At 67.4% G+C, this 13,292-nt stretch carries 12 protein-coding genes; 3 read left to right on the forward strand and 9 right to left on the reverse strand.

Annotated elements, in window-relative coordinates; genetic code table 11:
* The gene (locus AVJ23_RS07425) at positions 1 to 411 is read right to left on the reverse strand and encodes a DoxX family protein (protein ID WP_058861525.1); all 411 of its coding nucleotides are present in this window, start codon (positions 409 to 411) and stop codon (positions 1 to 3) included.
* Between the two features lie 114 nt (positions 412 to 525).
* Positions 526 to 3,255, reverse strand: a complete 2,730-nt coding sequence (gene gyrA / locus AVJ23_RS07430; protein ID WP_058861526.1) for a DNA gyrase subunit A — start codon at positions 3,253 to 3,255, stop codon at positions 526 to 528.
* A gap of 194 nt (positions 3,256 to 3,449) precedes the next feature.
* On the opposite strand from gyrA, the gene AVJ23_RS07435 reads away from it, so the two are divergent.
* Positions 3,450 to 3,719 (forward strand): usg protein, encoded by a 270-nt coding sequence (locus AVJ23_RS07435; RefSeq protein WP_058861527.1) that lies wholly within the window; start codon positions 3,450 to 3,452, stop codon positions 3,717 to 3,719.
* An 87-nt stretch (positions 3,720 to 3,806) separates the two neighbouring features.
* Here the strand turns inward: AVJ23_RS07435 and AVJ23_RS07440 are convergent, their stop codons facing one another.
* The 3 genes from AVJ23_RS07440 to thpD form a co-directional block, all read right to left on the reverse strand.
* Entirely contained in the window at positions 3,807 to 4,361 is a 555-nt protein-coding gene (locus AVJ23_RS07440; protein ID WP_058861528.1) for a lipid-binding SYLF domain-containing protein, read from the reverse strand.
* A 131-nt stretch (positions 4,362 to 4,492) separates the two neighbouring features.
* On the reverse strand, positions 4,493 to 5,491 hold the full coding sequence (hemB, locus tag AVJ23_RS07445; protein ID WP_058861529.1) for a porphobilinogen synthase: 999 nt from the start codon (positions 5,489 to 5,491) through the stop codon (positions 4,493 to 4,495).
* A gap of 69 nt (positions 5,492 to 5,560) precedes the next feature.
* Positions 5,561 to 6,496, reverse strand: a complete 936-nt coding sequence (gene thpD / locus AVJ23_RS07450) for an ectoine hydroxylase (RefSeq protein ID WP_058861530.1) — start codon at positions 6,494 to 6,496, stop codon at positions 5,561 to 5,563.
* A gap of 193 nt (positions 6,497 to 6,689) precedes the next feature.
* On the opposite strand from thpD, the gene AVJ23_RS07455 reads away from it, so the two are divergent.
* Positions 6,690 to 7,211 (forward strand): hypothetical protein, encoded by a 522-nt coding sequence (locus AVJ23_RS07455; protein ID WP_058861531.1) that lies wholly within the window; start codon positions 6,690 to 6,692, stop codon positions 7,209 to 7,211.
* Positions 7,212 to 7,227: 16 nt separating this feature from the next.
* On the opposite strand, the gene AVJ23_RS07460 is transcribed toward AVJ23_RS07455, so the two are convergent.
* The gene (locus AVJ23_RS07460; RefSeq protein ID WP_058861532.1) at positions 7,228 to 7,443 is read right to left on the reverse strand and encodes a hypervirulence associated TUDOR domain-containing protein; all 216 of its coding nucleotides are present in this window, start codon (positions 7,441 to 7,443) and stop codon (positions 7,228 to 7,230) included.
* Between the two features lie 115 nt (positions 7,444 to 7,558).
* On the opposite strand from AVJ23_RS07460, the gene mfd reads away from it, so the two are divergent.
* A complete protein-coding gene (mfd, locus tag AVJ23_RS07465) occupies positions 7,559 to 11,035 on the forward strand; it encodes a transcription-repair coupling factor (RefSeq protein WP_058861533.1) in 3,477 nt (1,158 codons plus the stop codon).
* A 125-nt stretch (positions 11,036 to 11,160) separates the two neighbouring features.
* Here mfd and AVJ23_RS22785 read toward each other — a convergent pair whose 3' ends face one another.
* The 3 genes from AVJ23_RS22785 to AVJ23_RS07475 all read right to left on the reverse strand — a co-directional run bounded on the left by AVJ23_RS22785 (position 11,161) and on the right by AVJ23_RS07475 (position 13,292).
* Positions 11,161 to 11,316, reverse strand: a complete 156-nt coding sequence (locus tag AVJ23_RS22785) for a YjiS-like domain-containing protein (protein WP_157772639.1) — start codon at positions 11,314 to 11,316, stop codon at positions 11,161 to 11,163.
* A 264-nt stretch (positions 11,317 to 11,580) separates the two neighbouring features.
* Positions 11,581 to 12,633 (reverse strand): methyltetrahydrofolate cobalamin methyltransferase, encoded by a 1,053-nt coding sequence (locus AVJ23_RS07470; RefSeq protein WP_058861534.1) that lies wholly within the window; start codon positions 12,631 to 12,633, stop codon positions 11,581 to 11,583.
* Complete coding sequence (locus AVJ23_RS07475; RefSeq protein ID WP_058861535.1) at positions 12,630 to 13,292, reverse strand: HAD family hydrolase; 663 nt, start codon at positions 13,290 to 13,292, stop codon at positions 12,630 to 12,632. The genes AVJ23_RS07470 and AVJ23_RS07475 overlap by 4 nt, the downstream gene beginning before the upstream one ends.

Raw genomic sequence — 13,292 nt, forward strand, 5'->3', positions numbered from 1 at the left:
TCAGGCGGTCTGAGGCGAGGCATTGCCCAGCACGCGGTCCAGTGCCCAGGCGCCCGGCCCGGCCAGCGCCAGCGCAAGGTAACCACCCGTCAGCGCAAGGTTCTTCAGGAACATGGTCATCTGCATCGGGTCGGCGGGCACGTAGTGGTACAGCAAGCCCGAGGCCAGCGAGAAGAGGCCCAGTGCCAGCGCGGCCAGCCGGGTCTGGAACCCCGCGATCAGGGCGAGGCCCACGAGGATCTCGAAGAGCACCACGGGCCAGGCAAGGATCTCGGGCACGCCGCCCGAGGCCATGTAGCCGGCAAAACCCGAAACGTCGCCAAGCTTGTTGATGCCGGCCATCACGAAAAGCAGGCCAAGCAGGACCCGGGCGACCAGCAGCCCGGCATTGGAGGTCAGTGTCTGGGACATGAGAGCGTTTCCTTTTCTGCGTCCGATGCCGGGCAATATCGCCCTGTGCGCGGAAAAGGAAACTCCTCAGTCTGTGACATGTTCTGTGCGCAATTGCGCAGATGAGGGCGGCGCTTACGCCTCGCCCCCCTCGTCCTCCTCGCCCTGATCGGCAATCCAGGCGACCGAGACCACCGTCTCGTCGGCGCCGGTGTTGAACACCTTGACCCCGCCGGCGCTGCGCGAACGGAAGCTGATCCCCTCGACCGGCACGCGGATCGACTGCCCCTTGGAGGTGGCCAGCATGATCTGGTCATCCAGTTCCACCGGGAAACAGGCCACGATATCGCCGCCGCGCATGGATTTCTCCCACGCGGTCACGCCCTGTCCGCCGCGGCCCCGCACCGGGTAGTCATGGCTGGAGCTGAGCTTGCCCAGACCCTTGGCGGTGATGGTCAGGATCAGGTTCTCGGCCGCCGACATCGCGGCGTAGCGCTCGGGCGGCAGGGGGCTGTTCGCGTTGCCTTCCTCGTCTTCCGAGCTCTCGGCATCGTCGGCAATCCCGGCCATCGCACGGCGCATCTTGAGATAGGAGGCGCGCTCATCCGATTCCGCCTCGAAATGCCGGATCACGGACATGGACACCACCTCGTCCCCGTTCAGCAGGCGGATACCCCGCACACCGGTCGAATTGCGCGAGTTGAAGACGCGAACATCGGGCACCGGAAAGCGGATGGCGCGACCGGAATTCGTGACCAGCATCACGTCATCGGATTCCGAGCAGATGCGCGCATTGATCAGCCGCATCCCCTCTTCCTCGAACTTCATCGCGATCTTGCCGTTGCGCATCACGTTGGTGAATTCCGACAGCTTGTTGCGCCGCACGCTGCCCTTGTTGGTGGCGAAGACGATCTGCAGGTCGTCCCATTCCTGTTCGGGCCGGTCGACCGGCATGATCGCCGCGATCGAGACGCCCTGCGGGATGGGCAGGATGTTGACGATGGCCTTGCCCTTGGAGGTGCGCCCGCCGGCCGGCAGCCGCCAGGTCTTGAGCTTGTAGACCATGCCGTCGGTGGTGAAGAACAGCAGCTGCGTATGGGTATTGGCGACGAACAGCGTGGTGACCACGTCGTCATCCTTGGTCGCCATGCCAGACAGGCCCTTGCCGCCCCGCTTCTGCGCGCGGAAATCGGCCAGCGCGGTGCGCTTGATATAGCCCGACTGGGTGACCGTCACGACCATGTCCTCGCGCTCGATCAGGTCCTCGTCCTCGAGATCGCCGGCCCATTCCACGATCTCGGTGCGCCGCGGCACGGCGAACTCGTCGCGGATCGCGGTCATCTCGTCCCGGATGATGCCCATGATGCGCTCGCGCGAGGACAGGATGTCGAGGTAATCCTTGATCTTGCGCGCCAGGTCTTCCAGCTCGTCGGTGACCTCCTTGACGCCCAGCTGGGTCAGGCGCTGCAGCCGCAGTTCCAGGATGGCGCGGGCCTGCGCTTCGGACAGGTTGTAGGTGCCGTCCTCGTTCGCGGTATGGGTCGGGTCGTCGATCAGCGCGATATAGGGCAGGATCTCGTCGGCCGGCCAGCGCCGCGTCATCAGCCGCTCGCGCGCCTCCGCCGCATCGGCCGAGGCGCGGATCGTGGCCACCACCTCGTCGACATTGCTGACCGCCACGGCCAGGCCGCACAGGATGTGGCTGCGCTCGCGCGCCTTGCGCAGCAGGTAGGCGGTGCGCCGCGCCACCACGTCCTCGCGGAAATCGACAAAGGCCGAGAGGAAGCCGCGCAGGGTCAGCTGCTCGGGCTTGCCGCCATTCAGCGCCAGCATGTTGCAACCGAAGGAGGTCTGCATCGGCGTGAAGCGGAAGAGCTGGTTCAGCACCACCTCGGCCGTGGCGTCGCGTTTCAGTTCGACCACCACGCGCACGCCATCCCGGTCGGATTCGTCCTGCACATGGGCGATGCCCTCGATCTTCTTGTCGCGCGCCGCCTCGGCGATGCGCTCGATCATGGTCGCCTTGTTCACCTGGTAGGGGATCTCGTCGATCACGATGGCATAGCGGTCGCGGCGCAGCTCCTCGATCCGGGTCTTGGCCCGGATGATCACGCTGCCGCGCCCCATCAGGTAAGCCTTGCGCGCGCCGGAACGGCCCAGGATCACGCCCCCGGTCGGGAAATCGGGCCCGGGGATGTACTCGATCAGGTCCTCCGAGCTGAGGTCGGGATTGTCGATCAGCGCCAGCGTGGCGTCGATCACCTCGCCCAGGTTGTGCGGCGGGATGCGCGTCGCCATGCCCACCGCGATCCCCTCCGCGCCGTTGACCAGCACGTTGGGATAGCGCGCCGGCAGCACCGTGGGCTCGTCGCGCTCATTGGCATAGTTGGGAACGAAATCGACCGTCTCCTTGTCGATATCCTCCAGCAGGCTCTCGGCCGCCTTCTCCAGCCGGCTCTCGGTATAGCGGTAGGCGGCGGGCGGGTCGCCATCCATCGAGCCGAAATTGCCCTGGCCGTCGATCAGCGGCAGCGACATCGAGAAATCCTGCGCCATGCGCACCAGCGCGTCATAGACGGCCGAGTCGCCATGCGGGTGGTAGCGGCCCATCACGTCGCCCACCGCGGTGGCGCATTTGCGATAGGGCTTGGCGCGGGTCTGGCCGTTCTCCCAGAGCGTATAAAGAATGCGGCGATGCACAGGTTTCAACCCGTCGCGCAGGTCCGGAATCGCCCGGCTGACGATCACGCTCATCGCGTAATCGAGATAGCTCGACTTCATCTCGTCCTCGATCGAGATCGAAGGACCGTGATGCTCGGCCATGTTTTCTTCTTTGTCCTCAGGGGGTTCTGGCGTGTCGCTCACGTCGTGTGCCTGTCCGTCTGTCTGCCATATCTTGTTGGGCAGACTATATCAGACACAGGTTCTGGGGTGCAATGGCACTGCCCCGCAACGCCTTTGGCAGCCACCGGAGATGGCTGCTAACACACTGTTTTTGTTGAAAACTTAAGAATCGCTTGGCAGCATCAGGAAACCAATAATCCTTCGAGGTCAAAAAGATGCAGGAAAGCGAAACGGAACTGATGCTCAAGGGCTACGGGCTGACCACGGCCGAGTTCTATTACCGGATGCCCGATTACCGCAACGTGCTGAACACGTTCATCTGGCAGGACTACGACCTGGCGCCGGATCATCCGAAACTCTTCGAGTTCATCGAGTTCTGGCAGGACGAGATCGAGGGCCCGCTGCACTCGGTCCGCTTCAACCACCGCAAGATGATCTCGCCCGGCGAGTGGCGCAACGTGGTGGGCGAGTTCCGCTACCACTGAGACGCCGCATCTCTTTCATCTTTCCCGAAATACTCCGGGGAGCGCGAGGGGCTGGCCCCTCGCAGATCCGTCCCCCGCCACACGCGCTCAGGGAATGATACGCGTGTACTTGGTGCCTTCCAGCGTCGCGCCCACGCGCAGCCCCGCCTGGCCGAAGATCACCGCGACCACGGGGGCCAGCGATGTCGTCGTCTCGGCGGCCAGCGTCTCGCCCTGCTCGGGGGTGGCGTATTCGATATTGGCGCCCGCGGCATAGCCGGGCGAGCGGCGGAAGGTGGTCAGCGCCTCCTGCGTCATGAAGAACAGCACATGCGCATATTGCTGGGCGCCGATCTGCAGCCCGCCGCTGGCCTTGGCGACCGAGTAGTAATCGACCGTCACGTCGTTGATCTGCAGCGCGCCGCGCCCGTAGGCGCCGCCCAGGCCCAGCCCGGCCTCGGTGATCAGCGGCATCACCAGCATGCCGCTGGCCTTGTTGGCCAGCTGTCGCGTGGCGGGGTACTCGGAATAGAGCTGGCGCAGCGTGCTCTCCACGCGCGCATCGATCGTGGCCGGGCCCCGGCTGCCCACGCCATTGCCGCAGGCGCCCAGCAAAAGCGTGGCGCCGAGGGCGAAGCTCATCTCGCGTCTCGAAAGGGTCATGTCTCTGCTCGTTCTCGCTGGGGGCGGTGGGCCCCGGTGCCTCGTCTCCGGCTGTGCCGCCGGTTGACAGAACATATACGCGAGCGCGCGCCTCTTGTCATCCCGTGCCGCGCCGAATCGGCGCTCTGCCGCTAGCTGGCCAGCAGCCGTGCCGCGGCCGGGGCGAAATAGGTCAGGATGCCGTCGCAGCCGGCGCGCTTGAAGGCCATCAGGCTTTCCAGCATCACCCGGTCGCCGTCCAGCCAGCCGCGCTCGGCGGCCCCCGCCAGCATCGCGTATTCGCCCGACACCTGGTAGGCAAAGGTCGGCGCGCCGAACATCTCCTTGGCGCGGCGGCAGATGTCCAGATAGGCCATGCCCGGCTTGACCATGATCATGTCGGCGCCCTCGCAGAGATCGCGCTCGACCAGGCGCATGGCCTCGTCGGAATTGGCGGGGTTCATCTGGTAGGTCTTCTTGTCGCCCTTCAGCGCGCCCGAGGCGCCCACCGCGTCGCGGAACGGGCCGTAGAAGGCGCTGGCATATTTCGCGGCATAGCTGAGCAGGGTCACGTTCTGGAAGCCTTCCGCCTCCAGCCCCGCACGCAGCGCGCCGATGCGCCCGTCCATCATGTCCGAGGGCCCGATGATGTCGGCCCCGGCCTCGGCCTGGCTCAGCGCCTGGCGGACCAGCGCCTCGACCGTGCGGTCATTGACGACGCGGCCGTCCTCGACAAAGCCGTCATGGCCGTCGATGTTGTAGGGATCGAGCGCCACGTCGGTCATCACGGCGATCCCGGGGACCGCCTGCTTGATGGCGCGCGTGGCGCGGTTCGACAGGTTCTGCGGGTTCCACGCCTCGGCGCAATCGGCCGTCTTCAGCGCGGGATCGGTATAGGGAAACAGGCAGATCGCCGGGATGCCCAGCGCATGCGCCTCGCGCGCCGCCTCGACCACCTTGTCCACCGACAACCGGTTCACCCCGGGCATCGAGGCGATGGGCTCGACCACGCCCTCGCCGTCGCGCACGAAGACCGGCCAGATGAAATCCGACGGGGCCAGCGTGGTTTCCTGCACCAGCGCGCGCAGCGCGGGGCTGGCGCGCAGGCGGCGGAAGCGGGTCGAGGGGAAGGGGGCTTGGCTGGGCAGCATTCCGGTCACCTGTCTGTGGATCCGGCGACAGGGATGCACCCGCCACGCCCCCTTGTCCAGAGGCGCGGCTCAGACCAGCGCGCCGTCATGCAGCGACAACGGCCGCGGCGTGCCGCGCGCGGCCAGGTGGTCGGGGCGCGGCGCCTCGGCGGCAAAGGGCTCGACCAGCGCGTTCGACACGGCGTTGTAGACGAAGAACGCGTTCGAGCGCGGCTGCGGCGTGATGTTGCCGTTCGAGCCGTGGATCGTGTTGCAGTCGAACAGCACCAGCGTGCCGGCCGGTCCTTCGGCATCCTCGATCCCGTGCATCCGCGCGAGGTCGGACAGGCTCTGCTGCGAGGGCGTGCCGATCTCCTGCCGCTTGAGCGAGTTCTCGAAATTGTTCTCGGGCGTCTCGCCCTGGCACGAGACATAGGTTTTATGCGAGCCGGGCATCAGCATCAGCGCGCCATTATGGGCCCGGTTGTCGGTCAGCAGCAGCGAGGCCGAGACCGCGCGCATCCGCGGCATCCCGTCCTCGGCATGCCAGGTCTCGAAATCCGAGTGCCAGTAGAATTCCTTGCCCGAAAAGCCCGGCTTGTAGTTCAGCCGCGACTGGTGGATCGAGACCTCGTCGCCCAGCAGGAAGCGCGCGATCCCGGCCAGCCGGCGGTCGCGCGACAGCCGGTCCATCAGCCGGTGCGTGCGCTCCAGCCGGAAGATCGTGCGCACCGCGGCGCTGTCGGGCTCGGTGACCACGGTGGGGTCGTCGCTGCCCGCAAGGGCGCCGCGCAGCTCCGACGCGGTGTCCACGAGGGCGGCGATCTCTTCCGGCTCGAACAGGCCCTTGAGCACGAGATAGCCGTTACGGTCGAAGAACTCGGTCTCGGCCCGGCTGATCGGGGCGGCATCGCTCCAGTCGCTCCAGACGACCGGATCCTGGCGCTCGATCCAGGTCTCGCGGTCGGGCTGGCGGGTGGGGTAGATGTCGTGATCCGCGCGCAGGTCGAAATATTCCAGCGGCATGGACTGGCTCCTCTCTCAATCGTGACTGTGTGGTGTGTACAGGGCTGCAATGCGGGGGGCGCTGCCGGGGTTCCAAAAACCTGCCTTGCCGTGGCGGCGGGTTGCGCCCTGCGCGGCGGCGTCCTATGGGAGGCAGCGTTCGCGCGCGCCCGGAGCGGTCGCGCCTGCGACGGAAGTGGCGAAAGGACGGGTCTTGGACTGGTACAGCACGGTCTTCGAAGTGATCGACATGCGATCGTTCTCGAACCTGTGGTTCTGGATCGTGCTGGCGGTGGTCTGGTCCTCGGCCAGTCACTGGGTGCTGGGCGTGCCCTTCGACATGGTCGCGCGCGCCCGCCGGCAGGGCGGGCAGGCGGCGCAGGATCTCGAGGATCTGGTGCGGATCAACACCAACCGGATGCTGTTCATCGTCGACGAGGCCGGGCTGTGGCTGGCCGCGCTCGGCTCGGCCTTCCTGACGGGGCTGGCGCTTCTGGGCTTTGTCTACGGGATCGAGCTGGCGCAGGCGGTGTTCCTGCTGGCCTTCCCGATGACCGGCGTGGGGCTGCTCAGCATCGCCTCGGCGCGACGCATCCAGTCCGGCGAGGGGCAGGGCGAGGCGCTGCACCGGCGGCTGCGCCTGCACCGCATGCTGACGCAGTTCATCGGCATGCTGTCCATCTTCGTGACCGCGCTCTGGGGGATGTACCAGAACCTGTCGATCCACGTGCTGTGACGGGCCTGAACGCCGCTCAGGCCGCGCGCAGTTCCGATCCGGATTTCAGCACCTCGTCGCCGTCATCCTGCCGGATGCGAAAGGCCGGCGCCTCGGGCGAGGCATCGCGCGTCACCTCGTTGCCCTTGATCTTGACCGTGATCTTGCGCGTGTAGCGCTGGACGATCTCGCCCTCGGCCGTGCCGTTGCCCCAGTCCCATTCCACCCGGTCGCCTTCGTTGAACGTGCTCATCTCGTCTCCTTCGCGTTGCGATCACTGGCGAACCCGCGGGCGGCATCGGGGGTTCCGTCACTTTGCGCTCCGCTTGCAGTTGACGCCCGTGGCGCGCCGGGCCATGTGAGCGCGCATGGCGGAACAACAGATCATCCTGGGCGGGGCGCCCGAAGGCTTCGACGCGACGCTGGTGCTGCGCGAGATCGCGCGCGCCGAGGGGCCCGTCATCCACGTGGCCCGCGACGACAAGCGGCTGGCGGCGATGCGCGACGCGCTGGCCTTCTTCGCGCCGGAGATGCCGGTGGTAACCTTCCCGGCCTGGGACTGCCTGCCCTATGACCGGGTGTCGCCCAATGCCGACATTTCGGCGGCGCGCATGGCCACGCTGGCGGGCCTCGTGCATGGCATGCCCGGCCGCTTCGTGCTGCTGACCAGCCTGTCGGCCGCGATGCAGCGCATCCCCGCGCGCGACGTGCTGCGCGAGGCGGCCTTCACCGCGCGCGTGGGCGACCGCGTCGACGAAGAGGCGCTGCGCAACTTCCTGGTGCGCATGGGCTTCAGCCAGGCGCCCACGGTGACCGAGCCCGGCGATTACGCGATCCGCGGCGGCATCATCGACATCTACCCGCCGGGCGAAAGCGGGCCGGTGCGGCTGGATTTCTTCGGTGACGTGCTCGACGGGGCGCGCCGCTTCGAGGCCGCCAGCCAGCGCACCACCGAGAAGCTGGACGCGATCGAGCTGGCGCCCGTCTCCGAGGTGATCCTTGACGAGGCCGCGATCACCCGGTTCCGCCAGAACTACCGGATCGAGTTCGGTGCCGCGGGCACGGACGACCCGCTCTACGAGGCGGTGAGCGCGGGGCGCAAGCATCAAGGCATCGAACACTGGCTGCCCTTCTTCCATGCCGAGCTGGAGACCCTGTTCGACTACCTGCCCGGCGCGCCGGTGCTGATGGATGACCAGCTGACCCCGGCGCGCCTGTCGCGCTGGGAGAGCATTGCCGACCAGTATGACACGCGCCGCCACGCCATGGCGCAGAAGAAGACCATGGGCTCCTCGGTCTACAAGCCGATCCCGCCGGACATGCTCTACCTTGACGACGCGGCTTGGAGCGCGGCGCTGGGGGCGCGGCGGGTGATCCAGCTGAACCCGCTGCCGCATGCCTCGGGCCCCGGTGTCGTGGATGCGGGCGGGCGCATCGGGCGCAGCTTCGCCCCCGAGCGCCAGCAGGAAAATATCAGCCTGTTCAGCGCCCTGGCCGATCACATCAAGACGAAGATGCAGGAGGGGCCGGTGCTGGTCGCCTCGTATTCCGAGGGCGCGCGCGAGCGCCTGACCGGTCTGATCGAGGATGAGGGCCTGGCCGAGGCGATCCCGGTCCGCGACGGCACGCGCATCGGCGCGCGCGGCCTGCACCTGGCGGTCTGGTCGCTCGAGGCCGGGTTCGAGGCGCCCTGGGAGGATGGCAAGCGCCGCCTGACCGTGATCTCGGAACAGGACGTGCTGGGCGACCGGCTGATCCGCCAGCCGCGCAAGCGCCGCCGGGCCGAGAACTTCCTGACCGAGGCGCAGAGCCTCAGCCCCGGCGATCTCGTCGTGCATGTGGATCACGGCATCGGGCGCTACCTTGGCCTCGAGGTCATCACCGCGGCGGGGGCCGCGCATGAATGCCTGACCCTTGAATATGCCGAGGGCGCCAAGCTCTACCTGCCGGTCGAGAATATCGAGCTGTTGAGCAAATACGGCCATGACGAGGGCCTGCTCGACAAGCTGGGCGGCGGGGCGTGGCAGGCCAAGAAGGCCAAGCTCAAGGAGCGCATCCGCGAGATGGCCGACCGGCTGATCCGGATCGCCGCCGAGCGCGCGCTGCGCAAGGCGCCGGTCATGGATCCGCCGCCGGGCGCCTCGGAGAGCTTTGCCGCGCGCTTCCCCTATACCGAGACCGACGACCAGCTGCGCGCCATCGAGGACGTGATCGGCGACATGCATGCCGGCCAGCCGATGGATCGGCTGGTCTGCGGCGACGTGGGCTTCGGCAAGACCGAGGTCGCCATGCGCGCGGCCTTCGTCGCGGCCATGTCCGGCGTGCAGGTGGCGGTGATCGCGCCCACGACGCTGCTGGCCCGCCAGCACTACAACAGCTTTGCCGAGCGCTTCCGTGGCTTCCCGCTGCAGGTCTCGCCGCTGTCGCGCTTCGTCTCCTCGAAACAGGCTGCGCTGACCCGCGAGGGCATCTCGAAGGGCACGGTGGACATCGCCGTGGGCACCCATGCGCTGCTGGCCAAGGGCATCCGCTTCAACAATCTCGGCCTGCTGATCATCGACGAGGAACAGCGCTTCGGCGTGCAGCACAAGGAGCGGCTCAAGCAGCTGCGCACGGACATCCACGTGCTGACCCTGACCGCCACGCCGATCCCCCGCACGTTGCAGCTGTCGCTGACCGGGGTGCGCGACCTGTCGATCATCGGCACGCCGCCGGTCGACCGGCTGTCGATCCGCACCTATGTGTCGGAATTCGACCCGGTCACCATCCGCGAGGCACTGCTGCGCGAGCATTACCGGGGCGGGCAGTCCTTCTACGTGGTGCCGCGCATCGCCGATCTGCCCGAGGTCGAGGAATTCCTGCGCGAACAGGTGCCCGAGGTCAGCTATGTCGTAGCGCATGGCCAGATGGCCGCGGGCGAGCTGGACGACCGCATGAACGCCTTCTACGACGGCAAGTATGACGTGCTTCTGGCCACGACCATCGTGGAATCCGGGCTGGACATCCCCACCGCCAACACGATGGTGGTGCACCGCGCCGACATGTTCGGGCTGAGCCAGCTCTACCAGATCCGCGGCCGGGTGGGCCGGTCGAAGACGCGCGCCTATGCCTACCTGACCACGACCCCGCGCGCCAAGCTGACCGCCACCGCCGAGAAACGCCTGCGCGTGCTGGGCTCGATCGACACGCTGGGCGCGGGCTTCACGCTGGCCAGCCAGGATCTCGACATCCGCGGGGCCGGCAACCTCCTGGGCGAAGAGCAGTCGGGCCAGATGCGCGACGTGGGCTATGAGCTCTACCAATCCATGCTGGAAGAGGCGATCGCCAAGATCCGATCGGGCGAGATGGAGGGGATGGCCGAGGAGGACGGTCAATGGGCGCCGCAGATCAATCTGGGCGTGCCGGTGCTGATCCCGGAGGAGTACGTGCCCGATCTCGATGTGCGGCTGGGCCTCTACCGGCGGCTGTCGGCGCTCACCACCAAGGTCGAGCTCGAGGGCTTTGCGGCCGAGCTGATCGACCGCTTCGGCAAACTGCCGCGCGAGGTCAACACGCTGCTGCTGGTGGTGCGCATCAAGGCGATGTGCAAACGCGCTGGCATTGCCAAGCTGGATGGGGGGCCCAAGGGGGCGACGATCCAGTTCCACAATGACAAGTTCGCCTCGCCCGAGGGGCTGGTGAAGTTCATCAAGGCGCAGGACGGGCTGGCCAAGGTCAAGGACAACAAGATCGTGGTGCGCCGCGACTGGTCGACCGAGAAGGCCAAGATCCAGGGCGCCTTTGCCATTGCGCGGGATCTGGCGGAACATGCCGGCGCGCTCAAGCGGCGCAAGGAAAGCGCCTGAGCCGCTGATGATCCGGGGCTGTCCCGGAAACGACAACGGGCGGACATGTCCTGTCCGCCCGTCACCCGTTTTTGATCGTGTCATGCCCGGCGTGGTCTGCCGGTCCGGTGGGTGCCTGCGGCACCTCAGATGCCGTAGACGGCCTTGCGGGCCAGGGCCTCGGCGTTTTCCGGGGTGACGCCAAGGTCACGGGCCACGGCCGGCGGCAGGTCGCGCAGCTCGCGCACAGTGCGGCGATAGTTGGCGCGTTTCGGGTCGGTGAAGCGGGTCAGAAAGCTCATCTTGCGGTTCCTTCAGGTGTCTGGGTCGGCGTTCGTGCCGATGACACGCAGATAGGATCCATGCCGCGCTGCAGCAACGCACGCCGCGCGAACCCCGCCATGCTCTGGCTGCATGGCTCGCGTTGGCAGCGCTTCGGTCGGGCCGGGGGTGGGAAGCCGCTTCGAAGCGGCTTCCGTCAAGCGCCTTGCAAGGCGCTTGGGACGCGGTTTGCAAACCGCGTGAGCCAAGCCCGTTCGAACGGGCTTGCCGCGCAGGCCCCTAGGTCAGGCGCGCCGGCGCCGCCCGCCGCGCCGGCCCGAGGTTGCGCCGCCCTGCTCGTCGGCCGGCTTGTTGAACTGGATCCACGCCCCGCCATGCGGGTCATTGTCGGTCAGCAGGTTGGCGGCGCGGATCGCCTCCATCTCCTTGCCCGGGCGCGGCTTGGTCGAGCCCATGCCGAACAGGGTGACAAAACTCTCGTCATCCATGTCCTCGGGCAGGATCACGCCCTTCGCCGCCACCTCGGCGCGTTTCTCCGCGATCTTCGCCTGCGGCACGGGCAGGGCGACCGGGTTCATGATCGCGCTGGTCATGCCGGCGCCCATTGCCATCGGCAGGAAGGCATTGTTGATGCCGTGCCGGTTGGGCAGCCCGAAGGAGATGTTCGACGCGCCGCAGGTCGTGTTCACGCCCAACTCTTCGCGCAGGCGGCGCACCAGCGCGAAGACCTGCTTGCCGGCCGTCGCCATGGCCCCGATCGGCATGACCAGCGGGTCGACGACGATGTCATTGGCGGGGATGCCGAAATCCGCGGCCCGCTCGACGATCTTCTTCGCGACGGCAAAGCGCACGTCGGGATCCTCGGAGATGCCGGTGTCGTCATTCGAGATCGCCACCACCGGCACGTTGTATTTCTTGACCAGCGGCAGCACCAGGTCCAGCCGCTCTTCCTCGCCGGTGACCGAGTTCAGCAGCGGCCGGCCATGCGCCGCGGCCAGCCCGGCCTCGAGCGCGCCGGGCACCGAGCTGTCGATGCAGAGCGGCACGTCCACCAGCCCCTGCACCAGCTCGATGATCTGGCGCATCAGCGGCGGCTCGGTCTCGTTCGGGTTGGGATTGGAGTTGTAGACCACGCCGGCATTGATATCGAGCACGGTCGCCCCGCAGGCCACCTGCGCCAGCGCGTCCTTCTCGACGGTCGAGAAATCGCCCGCCTCGAGCTCGGCGGCCAGCTTCTTGCGGCCGGTCGGGTTGATCCGTTCGCCGATCACGCAGAAGGGTTCGTCGAAGCCGATCACGGCGGTCTTGGTTTTCGACTCCACGATGGTGCGGGTCATGTCAGGGCCTCTCTGTCAAAGCGCCGCAGGATCTCTGTCAGCGCGGGGTCGTTGAAATCGGCGATGGTGACCTGCGCCCCCTCGGCGCGCAGCCCGGCATCATCGCCCGTCGAGCGCAGCCCGACCGTGTAGGCGCCCGCCGCGCGGGCCGCGCGCAGGCCCGAGCCGCTGTCCTCGAAGGCGATGCAGCGCTCCGGACCCACCTCCAGCGCCGCCATCGCGGCGAGGTAGGGGGCGGGGTCCGGCTTGCCGCGCGCGCATTCGTCGCCGATCACAAGCGTGTCGAACCGCGCGCGCAGGCCGATGGCCGCAAGCATGTGCTCGGCATTGACGCGCGGCGCATTGGTGACGACGGCCACCGCCCAGCCCGCGTCCTCGGCCCGATCGAGCAGCGCCGGCGCGCCGGGCATGGGGGGATGGCCGCCCTCCAGCCGCTCGCGGAACAGCCGCTCCTTGAGCTCGGAGAGCGCCTGTGCATCCTCGCCGGGGAAGAGTTCGGGAAAGCTGTCGAGGTTGTGACGGCCGTGAATATGCGTCTCGTAAAAGGCGAGGTCGATCGCGCGGCCGCGCTCGGCCATCATGTCGCGGAAGACCGCGAAATGCAGCGGGTCGGACTGCAGCAGCGTTCCGTCAAGGTCGAACAGCAGGGCGTGTGTCAT

The organism is Pseudoponticoccus marisrubri (assembly GCF_001482405.1).
Lineage (GTDB): Bacteria > Pseudomonadota > Alphaproteobacteria > Rhodobacterales > Rhodobacteraceae > Pseudoponticoccus > Pseudoponticoccus marisrubri.

Coding starts and splice junctions, on each gene's coding strand:
- AVJ23_RS07425 (WP_058861525.1), bottom strand. CDS start 411: ATGTCCCAGACACTGACCTCCAATGCCGGGCTGCTGGTCGCCCGGGTC.
- AVJ23_RS07435 (WP_058861527.1), top strand. CDS start 3,450: ATGCAGGAAAGCGAAACGGAACTGATGCTCAAGGGCTACGGGCTGACC.
- AVJ23_RS07440 (WP_058861528.1), bottom strand. CDS start 4,361: ATGACCCTTTCGAGACGCGAGATGAGCTTCGCCCTCGGCGCCACGCTT.
- hemB (WP_058861529.1), bottom strand. CDS start 5,491: ATGCTGCCCAGCCAAGCCCCCTTCCCCTCGACCCGCTTCCGCCGCCTG.
- thpD (WP_058861530.1), bottom strand. CDS start 6,496: ATGCCGCTGGAATATTTCGACCTGCGCGCGGATCACGACATCTACCCC.
- AVJ23_RS07460 (WP_058861532.1), bottom strand. CDS start 7,443: ATGAGCACGTTCAACGAAGGCGACCGGGTGGAATGGGACTGGGGCAAC.
- mfd (WP_058861533.1), top strand. CDS start 7,559: ATGGCGGAACAACAGATCATCCTGGGCGGGGCGCCCGAAGGCTTCGAC.
- AVJ23_RS22785 (WP_157772639.1), bottom strand. CDS start 11,316: ATGAGCTTTCTGACCCGCTTCACCGACCCGAAACGCGCCAACTATCGC.
- AVJ23_RS07470 (WP_058861534.1), bottom strand. CDS start 12,633: ATGACCCGCACCATCGTGGAGTCGAAAACCAAGACCGCCGTGATCGGC.
- AVJ23_RS07475 (WP_058861535.1), bottom strand. CDS start 13,292: ATGACACACGCCCTGCTGTTCGACCTTGACGGAACGCTGCTGCAGTCC.